This window comes from Corallococcus sp. AB011P (assembly GCF_003611605.1).
Classification (GTDB): domain Bacteria; phylum Myxococcota; class Myxococcia; order Myxococcales; family Myxococcaceae; genus Corallococcus; species Corallococcus coralloides.
On the sequence record NZ_RAVX01000003.1, the window covers coordinates 238,905 to 260,762 of the forward strand.

General features: G+C 70.8%; 12 protein-coding genes and 1 pseudogene. 9 read left to right on the forward strand and 4 right to left on the reverse strand.

What is annotated here, in order from left to right; genetic code table 11:
* Nucleotides 1-19 precede the first annotated feature (19 nt).
* The 3 genes from D7X30_RS10765 to D7X30_RS10775 are packed head-to-tail and all read left to right on the forward strand — an operon-like array spanning nucleotide 20 to nucleotide 10,542.
* Nucleotides 20-8,584: an RHS repeat-associated core domain-containing protein gene (locus D7X30_RS10765; RefSeq protein ID WP_120562802.1), complete on the forward strand. Its 8,565-nt coding sequence runs from the start codon at nucleotides 20-22 to the stop codon at nucleotides 8,582-8,584.
* A 15-nt stretch (nucleotides 8,585-8,599) separates the two neighbouring features.
* Nucleotides 8,600-9,604, forward strand: coding sequence for a hypothetical protein (locus D7X30_RS10770; RefSeq protein WP_120562803.1), 1,005 nt, complete (start codon nucleotides 8,600-8,602; stop codon nucleotides 9,602-9,604).
* The gene (locus D7X30_RS10775) at nucleotides 9,601-10,542 is read left to right on the forward strand and encodes a hypothetical protein (RefSeq protein ID WP_120562804.1); all 942 of its coding nucleotides are present in this window, start codon (nucleotides 9,601-9,603) and stop codon (nucleotides 10,540-10,542) included. The genes D7X30_RS10770 and D7X30_RS10775 overlap by 4 nt, the downstream gene beginning before the upstream one ends.
* On the opposite strand, the gene glsA is transcribed toward D7X30_RS10775, so the two are convergent.
* Complete coding sequence (glsA, locus tag D7X30_RS10780) at nucleotides 10,518-11,519, reverse strand: glutaminase A (protein WP_120562805.1); 1,002 nt, start codon at nucleotides 11,517-11,519, stop codon at nucleotides 10,518-10,520. The two genes, D7X30_RS10775 and glsA, sit on opposite strands and share 25 nt — an antisense overlap.
* Nucleotides 11,520-11,872: 353 nt before the next feature.
* Here glsA and D7X30_RS10785 point away from each other — a divergent pair, with 353 nt between their 5' ends.
* Nucleotides 11,873-14,827 (forward strand): kelch motif-containing protein, encoded by a 2,955-nt coding sequence (locus D7X30_RS10785; RefSeq protein ID WP_158619235.1) that lies wholly within the window; start codon nucleotides 11,873-11,875, stop codon nucleotides 14,825-14,827.
* Nucleotides 14,828-15,105: 278 nt separating this feature from the next.
* Nucleotides 15,106-16,197, forward strand: coding sequence for a class I SAM-dependent methyltransferase (locus tag D7X30_RS10790; protein ID WP_120562807.1), 1,092 nt, complete (start codon nucleotides 15,106-15,108; stop codon nucleotides 16,195-16,197).
* 189 nt (nucleotides 16,198-16,386) lie between these two features.
* Here D7X30_RS10790 and D7X30_RS10795 read toward each other — a convergent pair whose 3' ends face one another.
* A complete protein-coding gene (locus D7X30_RS10795) occupies nucleotides 16,387-16,875 on the reverse strand; it encodes a VOC family protein (RefSeq protein WP_120562808.1) in 489 nt (162 codons plus the stop codon).
* A 17-nt stretch (nucleotides 16,876-16,892) separates the two neighbouring features.
* Nucleotides 16,893-17,693 carry a VOC family protein gene (locus D7X30_RS10800; RefSeq protein ID WP_120562809.1) on the reverse strand — a complete coding sequence of 267 codons (801 nt, stop codon included), beginning with the start codon at nucleotides 17,691-17,693 and terminating at the stop codon, nucleotides 16,893-16,895.
* Between the two features lie 182 nt (nucleotides 17,694-17,875).
* Between D7X30_RS10800 and D7X30_RS10805 the strand changes: the two genes are divergently transcribed.
* Nucleotides 17,876-18,898: a peptidoglycan-binding protein gene (locus D7X30_RS10805; RefSeq protein ID WP_120562810.1), complete on the forward strand. Its 1,023-nt coding sequence runs from the start codon at nucleotides 17,876-17,878 to the stop codon at nucleotides 18,896-18,898.
* A gap of 27 nt (nucleotides 18,899-18,925) precedes the next feature.
* On the opposite strand, the gene D7X30_RS10810 is transcribed toward D7X30_RS10805, so the two are convergent.
* Nucleotides 18,926-19,393, reverse strand: a complete 468-nt coding sequence (locus tag D7X30_RS10810) for a hypothetical protein (protein ID WP_120562811.1) — start codon at nucleotides 19,391-19,393, stop codon at nucleotides 18,926-18,928.
* 38 nt (nucleotides 19,394-19,431) lie between these two features.
* On the opposite strand from D7X30_RS10810, the pseudogene D7X30_RS10815 reads away from it, so the two are divergent.
* The 3 genes and pseudogenes from D7X30_RS10815 to D7X30_RS10825 all read left to right on the forward strand — a co-directional run.
* Nucleotides 19,432-19,995: pseudogene (locus tag D7X30_RS10815) on the forward strand (thiopeptide-type bacteriocin biosynthesis protein); the annotation flags it as partial.
* Complete coding sequence (locus D7X30_RS10820; RefSeq protein WP_120562813.1) at nucleotides 19,992-21,305, forward strand: lanthionine synthetase C family protein; 1,314 nt, start codon at nucleotides 19,992-19,994, stop codon at nucleotides 21,303-21,305. The pseudogene D7X30_RS10815 and the gene D7X30_RS10820, both read left to right, overlap by 4 nt.
* A complete protein-coding gene (locus D7X30_RS10825; RefSeq protein WP_120562814.1) occupies nucleotides 21,295-21,858 on the forward strand; it encodes a hypothetical protein in 564 nt (187 codons plus the stop codon). Before D7X30_RS10820 ends, D7X30_RS10825 begins: the two co-directional genes overlap by 11 nt.

Sequence of the window (21,858 nt, forward strand, 5' to 3'; positions counted from 1 at the left end):
ATCCCCTCCCTGGACCGTCATGCCCTCCTCGCGCGCCCCCAACCAGGCCCCTCCGCAGCGCCCTGCCCAGTTCGCGTCAACCGACGTCGGCTCCCTCAGGCAGAGCATCAACCTCTTCCGCGGATCGGTGAGCTACCAGCGCCCGCTGGTCCAGCTCCCGGGGAAGCTCGGAGACGACTCGCTCGCGGTGGAGCTGGGCCTCTCCTATGACAGCTCCATCCACCTCGCCGCGACGCGCTGGAACCTCGACGCTCCCACGGGCGTGGTCGGCTTGGGATGGATGCTCCCTCGCGAGCGGATCGTCGCGGAGTCCGACGGCGCCCTGTCGCTCGCCGCGCGGCGCTTCATCCTGGAGTCCGGAGGCGCTCGCAACCGGCTGGTGCCCACCACCCGCCCGTGGGTCCGCGCGCTGCTGGACGCGGCGCTGAGCTCGCGGCTCGGCGGGCCCCTCGTCTCGCAGGAGCTCATCACCGCCTTCGCCGCAGCCGGTCTCCCGCTGTCCCCGCAGGCCACTGTGAGCGGGCAGGGTCCGTGGGACGTGGAGGATCCCCTCCACGAGCAGTCCTTCGTCCTGTCCGAGCAGGCTGGCGCGGCCGGTCCTCCGGTGCTCGCGGTGGCGGCGGGCGGACTCGGCTTCGAGCCGCAGGACTTCAGCTTCTGGCGCGTGCGCTACTACCCGACCTACGAGCGCTGGGTGGCGGTGGACGACTCGGGAACGCAGCGGGTCTTCGGCGGTGGTGTCTCCGTCACCTCCCAGGGCTTCGCCACCAGCACCGGCCACGGCATCGAGTGGGGCGTGCGCTTCGGCGGCGAGCGGGGCGGCTGGGTGGGCAGCTCGACGCGCCGGGAAGGCCAGGCGCAGTACGCGCACGCGTGGAACCTGATCGCGCGCGTGGACCGTTACGGCGACCGCGTCACCTACGCGTACAACACCTTCGAGCGCGGCGCGGACGGGCTGCTCCCCACCGTCGAGCAGCGCGTGGGTTCCGACGGGCTGCCGTACACCAAGGCCTGCTACCTCTCGCGCATCACCGGCGTGGGCGGCCGGAGCGTGGCGCTGGACTACGCGCCCAAGTGGTACACGGCCACCGTCCACGAGTACCAGGATCCGCACAAGGTGCTCGCGCCCGCCGCTGACGGCGTGCCGCCGGAGAACCTCACCACCCCCAACGCCTTCCAGGACCGCTACGAGACGCTGTACCTGGACCGGCTGCGAGTCCTGGACGATGCGGGCCGCGAGCTGTACCGCGTGACGCTGGACTACGCCCGGCCCCAAGCCGTGCCCGGCACACCCGCCGCGTCGTCCGCCGACCTCTGCAAGCGCTTCCTCACGGGCATCACCGAGCAGGACCCGGCCGGACGCAGCCTGCCCGGCTACGTGTTCGCCTATGCGCTGGAGGAGGGCGCGGACCACCCGGGCGCGCTCACGCGCGTCACCTATCCCGAGGGCGCCACCGGCACCTTCGCGTACGACGGCGCCATCCCGCTGGACATCTGCGAGCGGGACCTGACCGTCACGCCGCCCGCGGGCTTCGGCGCCACCGGCAACACTCCCTTCGTCTGGCTGGGGCCGGACTACGCCGTCACCTGCTGGCTGGATGCGCAGCGCAAGCGGCTGAGCCTCCAGGTCCACACGTGGACGGGACGCTGGCAGCGCTCCACCCCCAGCGAGGGGCTCGTCTACGAGGGCGAGCAGGCGCTGGACGCGAACACGCTCGCGGGCGCCACCTCCTCGGACTTCTTCGGGCTGACCTTCCGCGTCGGCACCGAGGTGCGTGTGCTCCCGTTCCGGCGCAGCACGCTGCGCACGTGGGAGTGGGCGCCGTACTCGAATGGGGACGGCACCGCGTGGCTCTCCTTCCCGCAGGCCACGGGCGCCCGGCTCGCCGCCGGAGAGCGCTTCCTCCTGGCCACCGTCTCCGGCTTCGACGGCGCCGGTGACAACCTCTACCGGCTCACCTGGGACTGGCAGCGGCGCGCCTGGAATGGCGGGGATGCGCCCGCGGTGCGGGGACGGACGATGCAGGTGCTTGCTCGCGGCGAGCGTTACCTGCTGTGGCAGCACCTCAACGGCAAGGGGACGGTGTCGCTGGCGTGGCTGGACGGCGACCACCGGTGGAACGACGGCGGCTCCCTGGACGTGGAGCTGGGGCCCCGGCAGACGGAGATGGCCTGGGCGGACGGCCCATCCATGGTGGCGTGGTGCGAGGCCACGGACTCCAGCGCCACCGGCCGCTACGCCCTGCGCGTGCGCCGCTGGGACGCGGACTACCAGTTCCAGGCAGGGCAGGGCGTGGACGCGGAGAACCTGCGCCTGTCCTCCGTCACGCAGGTGCCCAGGCCCTCATGGCCGCCGGTGCCGTCCGTGTCCGGCAACGAGCTGGTGGGCACCGACCGGTACCTGTGGCGCTTCGATGGCGTGGGCTGGAACACCTCCGAGGCGCTGACCGACCAGGGACGCGGCCGGCCGGGCTGGCTGGCCTACGCATACGGGCGCGACGTGGTGTTGCAGGTGCTCAACGTGGCGGATGGCGTCACCACGCGCCTGCTCGCCTACGACGCCGACAGCGGCACCTTCGCGCGCGCGCCGAGGACAATGCCGGCCCTGCCGCCAGGAGAGGACTTCGGCTACCCCGCGGCCACCGGCGAGGACTTCATCGTCGCCTCCAACACCGTCTGGTACCGCGGCGCCGCGCCCGGCTGGAAGGGGCCGGAGAGCGAGCAGCCCGTCTACGAGGGCGCACCGGAAGGCACGGACTTCTTCAGCGTCGTCGATGCGGCCCCGGACTTCGCGGGGTGGCGGCTGCCTCCGGGGCAGGGCGCCGCGCGCATCGCCCTGGCGCTGCTGGAGAACGGCCGCGCGAAGGCCACCTCCACCATCGCCGGCCAGACGTTCGTCAGCCCCCTGTCGCCCGAGGGACTGGTGTCTCCACCTCGCGCCGGCAAGAGCCCCGCCGGCCCCGCCACCCTCGTCACCTATCCGCAGACAGCGCCCGACTTCGAGCGCGCGCCGAGCCTCACCCTGCACCGTTTCGTGGGCGGCGACATCCAGGGCGCGCTGGTGGACTACCCGGTGCGCTCGCTGACCATCGACACCGGCCTGGGCGAGCGGCTGCGCTCCGTGTGGAGCTTCGACCGGGTGAGCGCCGCGTGTGATCCGTCCGGCGAGATCATCAAGTACTACCGCTCCACGGCCTGGGATGGCTGTGACGATCCGTCCGCCGCGCAGGGCGGGCGGACCGTGACGACCTACGACAACGGGGCCACGGACGAGGGCCTGAGCATGCTGGACGGCCAGCCCCTCCAGACGCTCACCTTCGAGGGCGCCGCGCTGTTCGCCGCGCCTGGCTCCGCCGCCCTGGGCCTCACGCCTGACGTACCGCCGGGCACGCCCGTGCCGGAGGCCCTGCGCGCGCTGTTCCCGGCCGAAGCGGCGCTGTCCGCCCAGGCCGTCTACGAAGCCCGCCGCGTCGACGGGCGCTACCTGTACTGGTCCGTCGAGGACCCCACCACCCAACGCCGCTACACGGTGGACAGCGACGAGGATCCGAAGTCCCCCACGGCGGTGCGCGGCTACACCGGCCGCCTGGTCGCCAGCGAGACGAACACCTGGGAGGTCTTCACGTCGCGCGCCGGCTTCACGTCGCTCCAGGACGCGGTCCAGGGAACGTGGAGCGCGGTGATGCTGCATGGCGCCTACGTGCGGCCGGCGAGCATCCGCTCCATGCAGGACGGCCTCGCGCTGGAGACTCGCTATGGCTACCTGGGAGGACTCCCCGCGCCGCTGACGGGTGGCACCACCTCCGAGTCGTTCGACACACGCGACGTCCACGGCGTGACGTGGACGACGGAGATGGCCACCACCTTCGCCGCCGCCGTGCCCGCCTGGCGCGCCCTGGCGTGGGAGAACGTGCTGACCCCCGTCGCGCAGATGCGCACCCGGGTGTGGCCGAAGGACGGCATGGACTCCGTGTCCGCGTGCGCCGCCACCACCTACGGTCCCTTCGAGACGGCCGGAGGTTGCACGGTGCTCGACGTGTCCGCCCGCTACGACTGGGGCGGCCCGACGGCTTCCAACGGCGCCCGGTTCCCGTTCGGCGCGGACACCGTTCCCCCGGAGTGGTTCATGCGCACGCGCATCCTGACGCGCGACGGCCGGGGCATCGCCACGCTGTCGAAGGACGCATCGGGCGTGGCTCACTCCACGCGGGTGGATGCCACCGGGCAACTGCCCCTGCTGATGGTGACGAACGCGGACCTGGCCGCGCAGGAGGCAGACGCCACCGGCTTCGAATCGCAGGAGCCGCTCAACGCGTGGACCTTCACCGGAGGCGCCGCCGTCACCTCGGAGCGTGCCCATACCGGCGTCCGCTGCGCGTGGCTGCCAGGGGGTGACGCCGCCGTGGAGCGCGCACCGCTGACGCCCGCCGACAACGCGCGCACCTACGTCGCCGGCTGCTGGTATGCGCGTCCCCGCAACGCTGCGGCCGGTGCGTCACCCGTGCTGATCATCACCGTGACCTCGGGAAGCACGGTGGTGGGCGAGCCCCTCCGGCTCGCGCTGGACGACACCTCCGGGCGCTGGACCTGGGTGCAGGCGGCCATCGCGCTGGGCGAGCACTCCGCGCGCCTCGCGTCCGACGGCCCGCTCTCCGTCCGGCTGCGCGTCGAGGCCGGCGGCGGCGAGCTGTGGGTGGACGACGTGGGCTTCTACCCGCGTGATGCCAACGTCATGGCGCAGGCCTTCGAGCCGGGGACGCACAAGCTGACGGCCAACGTGGGCCCCGGAGGCCTGACGTCCCGGGCGGTTTATGGCCCCACTCGGCGCATGGTGGGCCAGGTGCGCGCCAATGGGGCGCTGAAGGGTGTGCAGCTGGAGTTCAGCTCCCGCCAGCGCAACGCCGCCTTCAATCCGGGGGACCCGAACACCCAGTTGGTCGTCCAGGCCACGCGCGACGGCAGCATGCAGACGTTCCGCGACGGCGAGGCGTGGCGTGACGCATGGGCGCCCTCGGCGGAGGGCGCCTGGCGCGCGGACGCGGGCCTGCTGCTGCATGAGGGCACCCCTGATGCGTCACTCACCGCCACCGCGCCGGAGACGGAGGCGTGGGCCCTCTACGTGGAGCCCACCGCGGTGGACGGGGGCCCGGTGCTGCTGTCGCCGGGATTCGGCTTCACGGTGGGCACCGCCGCGCGGCTCTCGTGGGACGGCGGCGGCTGGCGCCTGGACGTGGGCGGGCAGGGTGTCTCGCCCGTGGGCCCGGGCGCCTCCAGCCCGGCCTCGCTGCTGCTGGTGGTGACGGGAGGCCGGCTGCTGTTCTGGACGGACGGCGGCCTGGTGTTCTCCGTGGCGGCGGGCGTGCGCGGAGGTGCGGCGCTCACGTCGGGCACCGGAGCGCTCGGCCTGCGCAACCTGGCGTGGATGGAGGGCCCGGTGATTCAAGCGCGCCTGCAGGACTCCACCGGCGCGGACCGTCAGCTCCAGGCGCTCGGGGGGGACACGTACCTCGTCAACCAGCTCATCGAGGACGCGCTGGGGCGCACCATCGTGAAGACGAAGTCCGTGCCCGGCGACTTCGGCTCGGGCGCGGCGCTGGCCCCGCTGCTCTACCGGACGGGGCTGGTGGACCTGCCGGCCTTCCAGGACTCGCTCGCGGGCAGCGGCGTCATGGCCGGCGACGCGACGGACTACTGGAATGGCGAGGCGGGGCGCTCCGCGGACGGCGGCTACCCGTACTCGCGGCGCCTGCTGGAAGCGTCACCGTTGGGGCGCACCGTGGAGGTGGGCCTGCCGGGCGCCGCGTGGGCCATCGTCGACCCGTACACCACGCCGGAGGACTCACGGCCCACGGCGAAGGTGCGCTACGCGTCCGACGCGGCGGTGCTGCCGGGGCTGGACCTGCCGGCCACCGACTTCCGCGTCACCACGTTCATCTCCCCCGTGGGGGAGCGGCGGCTGAAGGTGCGTGACGCGAAGGACGCCGCGCTCGCCGTGCTCGTGCCGCTGCCGGACGACTCCACGTACGTCTCCGCCATGGACCTGGGAATGCAGTCCACGGGCACGCGCACGCGTGTCATCCTCCCCGACGGCTGGCGGAACGGCACGGACGCGGCCATCGTGCGCGACTACGACTGCCTGGGCCGGCTGCTGCGCGAGTCCACCCCCGACGCGGGAGAGACGCGCTACGTCCATGACCGGGGCGGGCGCGCGCGCTTCGCCCAGACCGCTGCGGACGCGGCCGAGGGCCGCATCACCTGGACGACCTACGACGCGATGAGCCGGATGACGGCGCGCGGCCACGTCACGGCCGAATGGAACGAACCGCTGCTGCTCGAGCGGGCGGAGCTCCCGGGCTGGCCGCTGACGGATCCGGGCTCGGGCGCGGTGACGACGGGCGTGTGGCGCTACGACGGCGACGGCTGGGACGCGCTGGCGCTGGGACAGTTGGTGGGCTCCCGCTCCCAGGACACTGGCGCGCCCGCGACGGTGGACTCCTCGTACCGCTGGACGCCGCTGGGGCAGCCGGAGGCACGCACCCTGCGCGTGACGTGGGACGACGGCGAGGAGGCTGCGCCGCTGGAGGTGACGTTCGGCTACGACAACACGAACGCGCTGGTGCGGCTGGGGCTGCCGCTGGAGCTGTTCCCCCAGCCCGGGCCGCTGCGCTACGGCCGCGACGTCCAGGGCAACATCACCTCCATCCAGGACGAGGCGGGCACGGAGCTGGCGTCGTTCGGGTGGGATGCGATGGCGCGGGTCCGGACGGGCCGCTCCGGCCCCGTGAACTGGGAGATGGCCTACGACTCGCCGGGCCACCTGCTGCAATCCACCGCCTCCGCCGGGACCATCGCCACGCAGGCGTACACCTTCGCGCCCGACAGCAACGTGCGTGGCACCAGCGCGGTGATCGGCACGCAGCGGGAGCAGCTCGCCTATGGCTATGACGGGCTGGGCCGCATCACCACCTCCCAGTCGGTGGAGGGCACCGACGCCGCCGAGCGCTTCCAGTACGAGGAGGACCTCAACGGCAACATCCACGAGCTCTCCGGCGCGAAGCTGTCGTACGTGCCGGGCGGCAACCGGCTGGACACGGTGGCGTGGCCGGACGGCAGTGAGACGGCGTTCACCTGGCGGGCAGACGGCACGGTGTCATCGCGCCGCACCCGGGGCACCGGACCGGTGGACCTGGACTTCACCTACTCGCCCGGCATGGCGCTGCCCGGCCGGATCCAGATCCGCCCCGGCGCCAGCGACGCGAGCACCGTCGAGTACGCCTACGACGCCGACGGCGTCCGCGTGGCCACCCGGGTGCGAGGCCCCGGCGGCGAGGAGCGCGAGGTGCGCTTCCCGGGTGAGAACCAGCCGCTGTTCGTGACGGGCGGGAAGAGCGGCACCGTGCTGTACGTGCCGGGCCCCACGGGCTGCCCGCTGGTGTACCGCGACGGCGTCCGCTACCACGCCTCGAGCGACCGGCTGCGCTCCACGCGCGCGCTGTTCGACGCACAGGGCACGCTGGTGGAGGGCTTCGGCTACACCGCCTTCGGCGCGGCACGGGAGTCGACAGGCGCGGCGCCGTGGATGCGCCTGCGCTTCTCCGGCGCCGAGTACGACGCGGAGACGGGCCTCTACAACCTCAACGCCCGCCTCATGGATCCGGTGCTGGGCCGCTTCTACGCGCCGGACCCGGCCGACGAGTTCCCCAGCCCCTACACCTACGCGGGCAACCACCCGACCACGCGGGTGGACCGCACGGGCGCTATCTCGGACAGCGGTCGGATGGTGGTCGTCGTGTTCTCAGGTGCCGTCGCCGCCGCGGGGACCGTGGCGGGGCTGGTCCTGGACGTGACGACGATGGGGCGGACGGCGGGGCTGTCCGCGCTCGCGAGCATGGTCTCCGCGGCCGGCTGGAACGGCATGACCTACGCGCTGACCGCCGACGACTTCAGCTGGGGGGAGTTCACCGGCACGGTGATCGTGGGCGGAGTGAGCGGCTTCATCCGCGGGGGCATCTCCGGCGGCATCCAGGGACGCGCCAGGGCGGGCCGCGAGGAGAAGGTGCGGGGCGGCTTCGGGCAGCGGGCCTCGATGCTGGCAGAGAACGCGGCGAAGCCGGACGCCTCGTTCGGGACGAAGGCGAAGAAGTGGATGTCCGAGGCCACCTACTGGGACCAGCTGCAGAAGAAGCTCAACCCCGCCGAGGACGCGTGGCAGCAGTTCATGGTGGCCCTGCCGCACAGCGCGCTGGGCAACACCATCGGCTACACCGTCGCCGGACTGGTTTCGATCCCACTGACCAACCTGGTGACGCTCGTCGTCTACGGCGAGAACGAGTTCGGGACGGATTGGAAGGACGCCCTCAACGTCATCCTGGACGGGGCCTGGGGGCTGACCGTGGGCGTGGGCGGGACGTCATTCGGCTACGTCAAGAACCGCTACAAGCTCAAGGAACGGGTGACGCGCAAGCTCGAATCCGCGGGCAGCGCGATGCTGGAGGGAATGACCGGCCCCAGCGTGATGGGCAGCTCGAGTGCCATGGACTTCGGTCCGTCCGGCCGGCTCGTCGGCGCCTTTGGGATTTCCTGAGAAGAGGAGGAGTCGATGCGAATCTGCGTGAAGACCGCGGTGATGCCCAAGAACAAGACCTGGGCGTCACCCATGAAGGTGGACTTCAGTGAGGACCTGCTGCCGGGTGAGCGTGTGCTCGGGGCGATGGCGGGGCTGAGCTACTTCCGGCTGTACTACGCCGACAACGGCTCCACCTCCGAGGCGGTGGGGCAGGCCAGCGTGACGCTGGTGCCGAACCTCACCGAGGACGCCGTCCACGTGACGGCGTCACTGGTGATGACCAACTACAATGGCGCGGAGGCGGCCTGCTCGACGGACGGCAGCGGGCACGACAGCTTCGTGCGCATCACCGTGGTCGCCGTGCTCGGGCTGATGAACCCCGCGTACCAGGCGGTGGCGGGCAACCTCTACGGGCTCTCCGGGCAGTGGGGAGAAGCCATCCCCATCGCCTCCGCGTCGGCGGAGGCCCGCGCGTTCCTCGCCGGCTTCTACATCGCGGGCAGCAGCGCGAAGGAGGTGAGCAGCCTGTCCTTCACCTCCTCCGTGGAGAAGCCCGGAGGCGCCCAGGCGAAGGTGAGCGGGAAGGCAGCCCAGAGCGGTGACGAGGAGCGGACGGGGACGGCGGACGTGGCCTTCCTGTCCACCGACGGGGTGACGTCCTACCGGGTCCTCTCCATCGACACGGCGTCCAGCAAGTGGACGGAGGTCGACGACGAGCGCGACGGCGTGACGTGCGCCTTCAGCGTGACGCCCACCCTGAACCCGGGCGAGACGGTGCGCCGGGCCGGGGTGCTCCTTCAGAACGTGAACATCAACTTCGAGAGGGACAAGACGAGCGACCTGGAGCTGTTCGAGGCGGGCGTCACGAGCGACACGCTGAGCATCTCGAATGGGAAGACCATCTCCGGGGCGCTCATCCTGAACATCTTCAACTCGCGCGCGGGCGACGACTACGGAATCGCGCCGCCCCCCACGAGCAACCTGACGGCGTTCGTCATCGCCGAAATCGCAAGGCCGCTGCCTGGAGGTGAGTCATGAGCTGGGAGTTCAGCCGCAAGGAAGTGGTCTCCGGGGACACGGCGACGTTCGACTTCTCGGGCGACGTGGGGCTCGCGCTGTATGGCATCTCGCGCTTCGACATCAACTTCGCCACCAGCGCTTCGGGAGGGAACCTGGGGGGTTCCGCCATCTCCGGGTTCGGCGTGAAGCTGACGCGGGAGAACGCGGGAGAGGACAGCCGGCGGCAGGTCAAGGTGAAGGCGGAGGTGTCGGGCACGCCGCTGTCGTCCGCCAGGGTGTGGATCACCGTCATCGCCTGGGTCGGAGGCGAGTCCAGCACTCGCTATGTCGTGAGCGGCGAGGAGCTGGCGACGGGGCAGATGTCCAGGCCCGAGGCCGTGGTGTCCCTGCCGGAGTTCTCCGCCGCCGTGCTGTCGGGCTTCAAGCTCGACTTCGCCTCGGGCAGCCACGACGTCAGCGGCGTGGGCGCGTCGGCGGGCATCTCGGCGTCCCTCACCGCCCCGGGCAGCGCCTACGTCACGGGCGCCGGGACGCTGACGGGCAAGGGCGCCTCCAACTGCACGGTGAGCCCGTCGGGCCTCGTGCTGGGGGAGGCCCAGGAGAACGCGTGGTTCGGGATCGTCGCCGACGAGTCGACCTACACCGTCAATGACATCAACTGGGGGAAGACGAAGCTGCGGGTGGAGACGGGCGCGCCGGTGGCGTTGAGGCATACCGCGGTGCTGCTCCAGTCGTTCTTCGGGCGCTTCAGCGCGACGAACATGTCCCCCATGCCGCTCAGCTCGGTGACCTTTGGTGCGAGCGAACCGGTGGCGGTGTCGGCCTCGCCCGGCGTCTTCGAGTTCGAGTCCACCCGGTGGCTGGCCGACTGCACCACCATCGTGAATTCGGGCAAGGCGATCTGGACGGAGGCGCAGACGTACTCGGCCGTCTACGTCTGGGCCGCGCTGGGCTGAGGCCGTGACATGAACAGGCTCAAGCCGAGCCGTGGGGCCAGGAACCGCGCGACGAGCTGTCCCTTGACGCTGTTGCCCGCCGCGTCGAGCAGCGGGGCGAAGGTGCCCAGCCCGCCCTTGCCCGGCGCGACGGCGACGATGCCGCCGCCAATGCCACTCTTGCCCGGGACCCCCACGTCGTAGAGCCAGTCACCGGAGGTCTCATACATCCCCGCCGTGGCCATCACCGCGAGCGTGTGATGACAGACCTCCTCGTCGACGACCCGCTCGCCGGTGAGCGGGTTGACGCCCCCGTCCGCCAGGGTTGCTCCCATCACGGCGAGCTCCCTGGCGGACACCGCCAGGGAACACTGGCGGGTGTAGAGCTCCGTCGTCAGGAGCGGATCCGCCTCCAGGCGGCCCAGCCCGTGCAACAGGAAGGCGAGCCCCTGGTTGCGCTGGTGGGTCTCCCGCGCGGAGGCATACACCTCTTCGTCGAGCGCGAGCTGGCGCCCGGCGAAGCGCGACAACCCCTCATGGATGAACCGCCACCGGGCCTCCGGACTGCTGCCTGGAACGAGGCCCGTGGTCGCCAGCGCTCCCGGGTTCACCATGGGGTTGGTCCGTCCATCCGGGCTCAGGTCGATGGCCATGGCCGAATTGAACGGCAGGCCCGTGCCATTGACCCCCAGCTTGCGCCGGGCCACTTCAGGCCCCAAAGCCTGACAGACGAGCGCGAAGAGGAACGGCTTGGAGACGCTCATGATGGAGAAGGGATGGTCCACGTCCCCGGCCCCATGGCTGCTGCCGTTGATGCCCACCACACACGCGCCGAAGAGGCGGGGATCCACCTTCGCCAGCGCCGGGTAGACCTGCGAGCACTGTCCCTCGGTGTTCCCCTGGTGGCGTTGGTAGGCCTCGTCCACCAACGCCCGGACCCGCTCCGCGGCGGGGAGCTGCCCGGTGGAGATGAAGGGGGGCTCGCCTGTGGTGTCCATGCGTGACGGCCCTCGGCTTCCTGGAGTAGGGGAGAAGTGGAGCTTCCTGCCTGGAAGGTCCGTTGTGCATCAGGGAGCGCAGGGCCGCCATCCCAGGTGTCCAGTGCAAGGCATTGCAAGGGTGCGTCGCGTCCCCAACCCCGGGGTGAGAGAGCGAGAGCCTCACGGATTCCTCCGGTTGTCGTTCCGTCAATGTCGAGTCCGTGTGGGCTCGTCATCCGGGGGGAGCGTTCGTGAACAAGCTTCGAGTGAGGCAGACGTGGCAGGGGATGCACCTCATGGGGCCACTGACCGTGCTCCTGTGTATCGGATTCGCCGGAGGGGCAGGGGAGGCCCTGGCCAAGGAGCCCCAGGTGTCAGAAGCACCTCTGGCTTTGGACCCCGCCGGGGGGAACTGGACCGTCACGGGCGCACTCCTCCTGCCCCACTTCTCGCACATGGCCGCGCCGTTGCCCGATGGGCGGGTCCTCCTGGCGGGTGGGCAGAATCATACCGGCCCCGTCGCCAGCGCCGAACTGTATGACCCGGCCACCGGCTCCTGGAGCGTCACCGGCTCCATGGCCCTGCGCCACTCGAGCGGCACCCTGACGCCGCTGCCCAATGGCAAGGTGCTCGTGGTGGGAGGGTTAGACTCCAGTTATCTGGCCAATGCCGAGCTGTATGATCCGGCCACCGGCACCTGGAGCGCCACCGGCTCGCTCGCCAAGGCGCGTGCCCACCACACGGCCACGTTGCTGGCCAATGGCAAGGTGCTCGTGACGGGAGGGTGGGCCGGGTCTGAAAACCATCACATCAGCGCCGAGTTGTACGATCCGGCCACCGGCACCTGGAGCGCTACCGGCCCGATGCTCCGTGCCCGCTCGGGCCACACGGCCACGCTGCTGGGCAATGGCAAGGTGCTCGTGGCGGGCGGAAGCGGCGGCTACAGCTTCGCCCACGCCGAACTGTATGACCCGGACACCGGTACCTGGAGCGCCACCGGCTCGCTCTCGACGTCCTCCGTCGACCACCGTGCGGTGCTGCTGCAAGGGGGCAAGGTGCTCGTGGTGGGTGGGCGCGTGGGCTCGGGCTCCTCGGCCAGGGCCGAGCTGTACGACCCCACCAGCCGCACCTGGACGCTCACGGGCTCACTGGCCTGGTCTCGGTCCGACTACTTCACGCTCACGGTGCTCGCCAATGGCAAGGTGCTCGTGGCGGGTGGGCCGACGGACTACTTCGGCGGTTTCATCCAGCCCGAGTTGTACGATCCCGTCACCGGCACCTGGAGCGTCACCGGTGCCATGAACCAGCCCCGCTGGGACCATACGGCCACGCTGCTGGCGGATGGCAGCGTGCTCGTGGCGGGCGGGGCGTCCATCGGCGGCGGCAGCCTCTATGCCGACGACGCAGAGCTGTACCTGAAGGTGCCGGACACCCGCCTCGGCACGACGCCCCCCACCTCCACCCAGCAGCGCGGCGCGAGCTTCGCCTTCACCTCCGACGATGTGGACGCCCGCTTCGAATGCAGCCTGGACGCCGAGGACTTCAACCCCTGCACCTCGCCCGCCACCTACGCCAACCTGGCCGTGGGCGCCCACACCTTCCGCGTGCGCGCGGTGGACCCGTTCGGCCACGCGGATGCCACCCCTGCCTCCCATTCCTGGACGGTGGACCTGACACCGCCGGACACGCTCTTCACCTCCACGCCGGCCAATCCCTCCGGCGCCACGGCCACCTTCAGCTTCTTCAGTGAGGAGGGGGCCAGCTTCGAGTGCAGCCTGGATGGCTCGGACTTCAGCCCCTGCACCTCGCCGGAGATCCTCTTCAACCTGGGCTCGGGCAGCCATTCCTTCCAGGTGCGCGCGCGGGACGGGGCCGGCAACGTGGATGAATCCCCGGCCTCCCATTCCTGGCGTGTGGACCTGACGCCGCTGGACACCACCCTCACCGGGTTTCCAGCGACGTCCACCCAGCAGCAGAGCGCGACCTTCGCCTTCGAATCCAACAAGGCCGGCGCCCGCTTCGAGTGCCGCATGGACTACGAGTCCTTCGAGGTCTGCACCTCGCCGGTCGCCTACAGCTACGTGGGCCAGGGCTTCCACATCTTCCAGGTGCGAGCCCGGGATGCGCTCAACAGCGTGGATGAGACCCCGGCCACCCATTCCTGGATGGTGGACCTGTCGGCCCCGATGACCTTCATCGGGTTCGTGCCGGCCAATCCCACACGGCAGACCGTCGCGACCTTCGGCTTCAGCTCCGACGAGGGCGGTGGCCGCTTCGAGTGCAGCCTGGATGACGCGGCCTTCAGCTCCTGCGTGCCGCCCGTGCGCTACAGCGGCCTCGGGGAGGGCCCCCACCTCGTCCAGGTGCGCGCGATCGACGACGCCGGCAACGTGGATGAATCCCCGGCCTCCTATTCCTGGACGGTGGACCTGACGCCACCGGATACCCTCATCACCCTCGCTCCCGAGAGCTCCGGCAGTCAGACCGGCGCGATGTTCTTCTTCGACTCCACCGAGCCGGGGAGCAGCTTCGAGTGTCGCGTGGACGGCGCGGCCTTCACCCCGTGCGCCTCGCCGGAGACCCTCTTCAACCTGCGCGAGGGCAGCCATTCCTTCCAGGTGCGCGCGCGCGACATGGCAGGCAACGCGGACACCCGCGTGGCCTCCCATTCCTGGACGGTGGACCTGACGGCGCCGACCACGCTCCTCACGTCGGTGCCGGGCAGCCTCGGCAATCAGCCCACGGCCAGCTTCTCGCTGGGGAGCAACGACGAGCGCGCCCGCTTCGAGTGCAGCCTGGATGGCTCGGACTTCAGCCCCTGCGAGCCGGTGGCCACCTACGCCGACCTGCGCGAGGGGACCCACACCTTCGAGGCGCGCGCGAGGGATGAGGCCGGCAACGTGGATGCCTCTCCGGCCCGCTACGTCTGGACGGTGGACCTGACCGCGCCCGCCACCACGCTCACCTCCGCTCCGGGCAGCAAGAGCAACCAGTCCACGGCCACGTTCACCTTCACCAGCTCCGCCGGTGCCAGCTTCGAGTGCAGCCTGGATGCGGCTGAGTTCACGGACTGCACCTCGCCGGTCACCTATGCCAACCTGGTCTCGGGCGCTCACGCCTTCCAGGTGCGCGCGAGAGATGGGGCGGGCAACGCGGACGCCACGCCGGCGAGCCACTCCTGGACGGTCGACCTCCCGAGGGACCCGGCACCGGAGCCTGGTGAGGGGGGCGGGTGCTCGGCGGGCCCGGGGGATGCCTCGTGGCTGCTGGCAAGCCTGGCCCTGCTGGCGGGGACATCCCGGCGGCGCCAGCGCGCGGGGAACTGAGCTCGGTCCGTGCCTGCCTGGAGCGGCTGTCCGCGCTCCAGGTGCGTGGTTCATCCAGATTGTTGTTCATGCTGGAGCGATTGATGAGCGAGTTGAAGTCGCAGCCCGATTCGCCGCTCCGGGCCAGTCAGGCTGACGATTGGCGTGTCTGGTGAGCCGTCTGGGTAGAAAAGCACCTGCCCGCCGGAAACCGCCGCGGAGAATCCCACACGTCCGCACGGGTGTGGAGCAGCAGTCATGATAGGACTTGCTGGAGGTCGCTGGAGGGTGCCGGCCTGGTGGTCGGCCGCGATGAGAACGAGGAGGCGTGGATGCAGCCGGTGCAGGTGAAGTCTCGTCAGGATCGACTGCTGGGCGCCATCCAGCTCTCGACGATGGAAGGGGTGGAGATAGGGCCGCTCGCCAGTCCAATCGTCACCCGTGACGCCGGGCGGATCCTCTATGCCGACCACGCGACCACCGAGATGCTCCGGCGCAAGTACGAGGGGCACGGTTGGGATACCGCGACCATCGTGGATGTGGACCTGGTCCTCTCGTCGCAAACGCTGTCCGGTGCGCTGGGCGACCGGCGGGTGGACTTCGTGCTCGCGAGCCACGTCATCGAGCACGTGCCGGACCCCGTGGGCTGGCTGGGGGAGCTGCGCCAGGCACTGCGTCCTGGCGGCATCATCTCGCTGGCCATCCCAGACAAGCGCTTCTGCTTCGATGCGAAGCGCCCGGAGAGCACCCCCGGGGAGCTGGTGGACGCCTTCCTGTCGCGCCGCACCGCCCCCACGGTGAAGCAGGTCTTCGACTTCTGGGCCTATTACTGCCAGGTGGACACGCAGGCCATGTGGAACTGCGCCATCGACGCGGAGAGCCTCCCGTGCTCCGGCACGCTCCAGAACGCGCTGCAGAAGTCCCAGGAAGCGGTGGCCTCAACCAGCTACACGGACGTGCACTGCTGGGTCTTCACTCCGCGCTCCTTCCTGGAGGCCGCGGCCACACTGGCGGAGCTGGGGATGTTCCCGTTCCAGCTCGCGGACTTCTCGTCGACCCCTCCAGGGGATCTGGAGTTCTTCGTCAGCCTGAGGTGTGTCGAAGGCGATGAGAGCGAGCAGGAGCAGGCCCTCCGCGTGCAGTCGCTGCGCGCCGCGGCGCTCGAAGCGGCGTCAGCGCCTGGCCCCTCGCGGCCCCCACCCCCGGAGCCGCCAGCGCCCCCGGAGCCGCCAGCGCCTCCGGAGCCGCCAGCGCCCCCGGAGCCCCCGGCTGCCACTCCTCCGGAATGGGCGGAGGCCACGCTCCGGCTCGGCCGGCCGCTCTACCGCACGCTGGCGCAGGCGTGGCCTGGAGTGCGCACGCTGCGGGAGCGGCTGAGGCCCTGGCTCTAAGCCAGCCTGCTACAGGCTTGCCCACGGCGAGGCTGGCGAGGGCTGTCACCCGCTTCGTCCGTCCTGCCGCGGATCAACACTTCGAGCAGGCCGGTGTGACGCGGGGGGCGCTCATTGCCCGCGCCCAGGTGCGCCGGTAGGGGCGCGGTTCTCGTCCGTGTGCCGGCTCACGGATGCGCCGGGCCTCCCTCAACCCCTGCGCGCCGCGTTGATCTTCGCGATGTCGATCTTCTGCATCTCCATCATCGCGGCGAACACCCGCTTGCGCGCGGCCGGATCCGGATCGCTCATGCCGTCCGTCAGGGCGGCGGGGGTGATCTGCCAGGAGATGCCCCACTTGTCCTTGCACCACCCGCACTGACTTTCCTGCCCGCCGTTGCCGACGATGGCATTCCAGTAGCGGTCCGTCTCTTCCTGATCCTTCGTGCTGATCTGGAACGAGAAGGCTTCGCTGTGCTTGAACGTGGGACCGCCATTGAGGCCGATGCAGGGGAAGCCCAGCACGGTGAACTCCACCGTGAGGACATCGCCCTCCTTGCCGTCCGGGTAATCGCCCGGTGCGCGGTGTTTGGCGCCGACAGAGCTGCCGGGGAAGGTGCGGGCGTAGAACTCCGCCGCTTCTTCAGCGCTGCGTTCGTACCAGAGGCAGAGGACGGTCTTGTTCACGGGGGTCGTCATGATTGCGCTCCTTGGGCTCACTCGCCCTTGTGTCCTACAACGCCAAATGCGGCACCGGCGGGGTCCGTTGCAACGACAATCCAGTCGCCGCCAGGCACCTCGTGCGGACCTTGCAGCACCTTGCCGCCATTGGCGGTGATGGCGCGCTGCGCCTCGGCTACCGAGGAGACGCCGAAGTAGAACAGCCAGGTGCCGGTGGGACCGGGGCCCGCGGCGGGCTTCTGCATGATGGCGCCAAGCCGAACGCCGTCGTGGTCGATGAAGCAGTAGTCGCCCATCGGGCCCATGGGCATCACGTCGTTGAACTGGAAGTGGAAGTGCTTCGCATAGAACGTCTTGGCGCGCGAGAGATCGGGGCTCGCCAGTTCGTTCCAGCGAATGTGCTGCGACGCCTTCACGTCGAATACGTCGCTCTTCGCCTCGGGCTTGCCGGGCGGTGGAATCGGCGCCATCACGTAGAAGGGAGTGCCCATGGGATCGGCCACCATCGCGATCGTGCCGACGGGCAGCTCCATGCGCGGCATCAGCACCCTGGCACCATCGGCCACCAGGGCCCGGAGGGACGCATCGACGTCGGCCACGTGCAGGTAGCCGAGCCAGCAGGGCTGTGCGCCATTCCGCACCATGTCCTGCGAAAGGCGCAGCACGCCGCCGGCGGAGCCGCCATCGCCGCGCATGATCATGCGGTAGTCCACTCCGCCCGGCATGGGCGCGGGCGGGTCGGGGATCTTCCATCCAACGACCGCGCCATAGAAGCTGGCGGCGGCGCTGGGGTCATGGGTCATCAGCTCGTACCAGATGAAGCTTCCAGCGCTCATCGTGTCATTCCCTTCGTGAGCGGTTGGATGTGGAGGGTCCGCACGCCCGTGTCGAGCCAGACCTTCGTTCTTTGAATCCTTTCCTACGGAACCGGGCTTCCCTGTCGCAGCGCGGCAAGCCTGGCCATGCAGGCAGGAACCGAAGAAACATTTCCTCTCGATGGGCGAGAATCAGGGAAATCATGCGAACCACTTCCCACCACCGCCCCCTCCACGTCGGATCGACTGGCAACCGCGTTCAGAAGGTCGAGGAGCGCCTGAAGTCGGCGGGCTACCTCAAGGGTGCTGCTGACGACCGCTTCGACGCCAAGACCGCCAGGGCGGTGGTCGCCTACAAGCGCGACAACGGCTGGGAGGGGAAGCCGCAGGGGGTCGTCGGCGAGCGGATGGACCACTCGCTGAAGCGCACCAGCACTGGCACCACCCCCACCGCCCAGGCCAGCCAGACGGGCGGCAGCGAAAGCAAGGGCAAGACCCCGTCGCAGCTCAAGGGCGCGACCTACAACGTCGAGCGCGACCGCAATCCCCAAGACGTGAAGAAGTGGCTGGGCGACTTCGCCAAGAAGAACAAGCTCGACTTCATCCAGCTCCAGGAGATCAACGGCTACCACAAGGCCCTGGAGAACATCCCTGGCTACCACCTGGTGACCTTCCCCGGGGCCAAGGACCATGGCGAGACGGGCATCCTCGTGAAGGACAGCCTGCTCCAGGGGCAGAAGACGTCCATCCAGGGCGAGGGTGGCGGATGGACCACCGTGCGCGGTGGCCATGCTCCGCCGCGGGCGGCCACCGCGGTCAAGCTCGCGGGCTGGCTGCAGGTGGTCTCGGCCCACCAGCCGCCCTCGGTCGACTGGAAGGGCGGTGAGCCCGTCGGGCCGAAGAACCGCGTGAGCACCTACAAGTCGCTCTCCGAGAAGCTGCTCGGCTTCGCAAATCGGAAGATCGCGAAGAACCCCGACGAGGGTCTGCTCATCGGCGGCGACTGGAACGAGCCGGCGTCGACGAAGGGGAAGTGGTCACCCGGCTGGATTGCGCAGCAGGCGGGCATGAAGACCCACGGCGGCGTGGAGAGCCATGGCCACGGCAAGATTGACTATGCGATGTCCTACGGGTGCAAGGTCTCGAATGTGAGGGCCGGCCCGACCGGCGGCTCGGATCACAACATCGTCATGTACACGGTGAGCCGCCCGAAGGGTAAGGGCTGACGCGCGGCCACTGCCGGCCGGGCCTGCTCAGCCCCGGAAGAGGGGCCGGAACAGCGTGGACTCGCGCAGGGAGGCCGCCAGCGCGGCGATGTCGTCCGACTGGCCGTCCACCTCGTCGTCGTCGAAGGTCTCCTTCAGGCGGGCCATCACCTCCGCGTGGCCGCGGGAATGGAGCAGCTCGCGGAAGACGATGAGGGCGGACTCGTCCAGTGGCACCCCGAGCGAATCGCGCGACCGGGCCCCGCCTTCCGCCGGCTGCGTCAGCGCGGTGACCCACTTCATGATCAGGTCCACCGGATCCCGGTCCGGGAAGCGCTGGCGCACGAGCTGCTGGATGTGCTCGCCACGCTCGACGTTCAAGAGGAGCGCGAGGAAGTAGCGGTGCTCCGGGTCCTTCACCTGTCCCCGCCGGTCGATGAGCAGCGCCTGGCGCATGTACTCCTTGAACACCGGGCGCAGCTCCTCCGCCAGCGCGCCATGCGTGCGCACCGCCACGTCCCAGTACGGGTCCAGCGCCTCACGGCGGCTCGGAGGGCATGACCCTGGCCGAGGAGCTGTTCCACGCGGACAGCGAGGCGGTGCTGAAGCTGCTGGCGCTGCTGGACGGGGACGCGGGCGCGGAGGCCCGGTGGCAGCTCACCCTGCGGGGCCTGGATCTGCTGCTGGGCGACCTGGGCCTGGACCTTCGCGCGAAGCTGACGGTGGCCGAGCGCTCCCGCGACTACTTCGGGCGGGAGTTCCGCATGGACACGGCCTTCACGCACCAGCTCGGAGCCCGCTATCGCCAGGCCCGCGCCGCCCTGGATGCGGCCTGGGCTCCGGACGCGGAAGAAAGCCCGCTGCTCGTCGAGGGCCTCGCCGTACTGCGCGAGCGCTCGGAGCGGCTCGCCCCCCTGCGGCGGCGCATGGAGGCGGCCTTGCGCGAGGGCCGGCTTGGTGTGGCGCTGCCCGCGGTGGCCGCCACCCACCTGCACATGCACGCCAACCGGATGCTGCGCTCGGCGGCGCGCGCGCAGGAGCTGGTGCTCTACGACTTTCTCGCCCGGACGTACCAGTCCCAGCTCGCGCGCGCCCGCGCGCAGGAGCCCCGCCCATGATGGCCCAATCCATTCATCCCCCTCAGGCGGCCCCCCGGTGGTGGCCGCTGCTCAATGGCTCGCTGGCGGACGAGGCCGCGGAGACCGTGCGCGCCATCACCACCGAGCTTCACAAGCCCTTCACCCACCAGGGCGCGCGCATCGCGGAGCGGCTGTCCAGTCAGGCGCTGCTGCACGGCTACCTGGCGCGCGTGTGGCCCGGGAGGGATGACCCGGAGCACGCGGCGCGCTTCCTGGACGGGGCGCTGGATGAGGTGGGGCGCCGGGGGATGCGCCCCGCGCTGCATGGCGGCTTCGTCCAGGTGGCGTGGGTGATGCACCACCTGGGCGCGAACCTGCTGCCGGACCTGCTGGGCGCCGAGGAAGACCTGCTGGAGGACGTGGAGACGGCGCTGGAGGACACCCTGGGCGTCGAGCACTGGGTGCAGCACTACGATCTCATCGCCGGGCTGGTGGGGCTGGGCGTCTTCGCGCTGGAGCGGCTGCCGGGGGCCCGGGCGCGCCGGTGCCTGGAGCGCGTCGTCCACCACCTGCTGGCCGTGTCGGAGCTGGGGCCGCAGGGACGGGCGTGGCGGACTCCTCCGGAGCTCATCCCCACGACCACGCGCAAGAAGCAGCAGGACGGCGGCTACAACCTGGGCGTGGCCCACGGCAACCCAGGCGTGGTGGGCCTGCTGGCGGCCGCGTGGGCGCACGACATCGACCGGGCGCGGGTGGGGCCCGCGCTGGAGGAGGCGGTGCGGTGGCTGCTCGCGCAACGGCAGCCCCCAAGCTCGCTGTCCGCCTTCGCCTACTACGCGGACGACGAGGTGCGGCGCTCCCAGGTGTCGCGGGGGGCGTGGTGCTACGGGGATCCGGGCGTGGCCGCGACGCTGCTGATGGCCGCGCGGGCGGTGGGCAACGCGGAGTGGGAGCGGGTGGCGGTGGAGACGGGCCTTCGCGCGGTGCGCCGGCCCGATGAGACGCGCGAGGTGATGGACGGCGGGCTGTGCCACGGCGAGGCGGGGCTGGCGCACCTGTTCCACCGCATGTACCGGCTGACGGGGGAGGAGGCCTTCGGCCGCGAGGCGCGCGAGTGCTTCGCGCGGCTGCTGGCGCGGCGCGTGCCCGGCGAGGGCGTCGGTGGCTATGCGGTGTGGTTCCCTCGCGAGATCTACCCGGACCGGGTGGAGGACAACGCCAGCTTCCTGACGGGCTCGGTGGGCATCGCGCTCGCGCTGCTGGCGGCCATCAGCGACGAGGAGCCGGCGTGGGACCGGATGCTGCTCGCGTCCTTCCGCCCGCCGCTGGAGTCGGGACATGGCCGCTGAGGAAGGGAACACACCCTTCAGGCGCGAGGCCCTGGAGCGTCATGCGCGCGGGGGCGCCGCGGAGCCGGTGCGGCTGGAGCACCCGCGGTGGGTGCGCTGGCTGCCGCTGCCGTTGGGGGGCGCGCTCGCCATCCTGGGCCTCTTCGCGACGCGCGTGCCGGTGGCCCGCGTGGTGAGCGTCCCGGGAGTGGTGGAGGCGCTGTCCCAGGGCTCGCCCATGGATCCGTCGCCCGGGAGCGACCTGCGGACGCGGCTGTTCTTCTCCGTGCCCGCCGAGCACCAGGGCGCGCTGCGTCCGGGGCTGCGCGTGCGCGCGAAGATGGCGCAGGGCGCGCGCGACTTCGCGGTGGAGTGGGTGGACACGGAGACACGAGTGCCGGAGGCGTTCAACGGGGGGCTCGGGAGGCTGGCGTCGGGCGTGCTCGTCCGGGCCCACGACCTTTCGTCGGCGGGCGGCGACGCGCCGGGCACCCCGGGCACGGTCGAAGTGCAGGTGGGCACGGAGTCGCTGGCGGCCGCGCTGTGGGCGCAGGCGCGCGGCGGGCGGAGGTGA

Excerpts from the sequence above, each read along its gene's own strand:
- D7X30_RS10765 (WP_120562802.1), top strand. The coding sequence starts at position 20 with ATGCCCTCCTCGCGCGCCCCCAACCAGGCCCCTCCGCAGCGCCCTGCC.
- D7X30_RS10770 (WP_120562803.1), top strand. The coding sequence starts at position 8,600 with ATGCGAATCTGCGTGAAGACCGCGGTGATGCCCAAGAACAAGACCTGG.
- D7X30_RS10775 (WP_120562804.1), top strand. The coding sequence starts at position 9,601 with ATGAGCTGGGAGTTCAGCCGCAAGGAAGTGGTCTCCGGGGACACGGCG.
- glsA (WP_120562805.1), bottom strand. The coding sequence starts at position 11,519 with ATGGACACCACAGGCGAGCCCCCCTTCATCTCCACCGGGCAGCTCCCC.
- D7X30_RS10795 (WP_120562808.1), bottom strand. The coding sequence starts at position 16,875 with ATGACGACCCCCGTGAACAAGACCGTCCTCTGCCTCTGGTACGAACGC.
- D7X30_RS10800 (WP_120562809.1), bottom strand. The coding sequence starts at position 17,693 with ATGAGCGCTGGAAGCTTCATCTGGTACGAGCTGATGACCCATGACCCC.
- D7X30_RS10805 (WP_120562810.1), top strand. The coding sequence starts at position 17,876 with ATGCGAACCACTTCCCACCACCGCCCCCTCCACGTCGGATCGACTGGC.
- D7X30_RS10820 (WP_120562813.1), top strand. The coding sequence starts at position 19,992 with ATGATGGCCCAATCCATTCATCCCCCTCAGGCGGCCCCCCGGTGGTGG.
- D7X30_RS10825 (WP_120562814.1), top strand. The coding sequence starts at position 21,295 with ATGGCCGCTGAGGAAGGGAACACACCCTTCAGGCGCGAGGCCCTGGAG.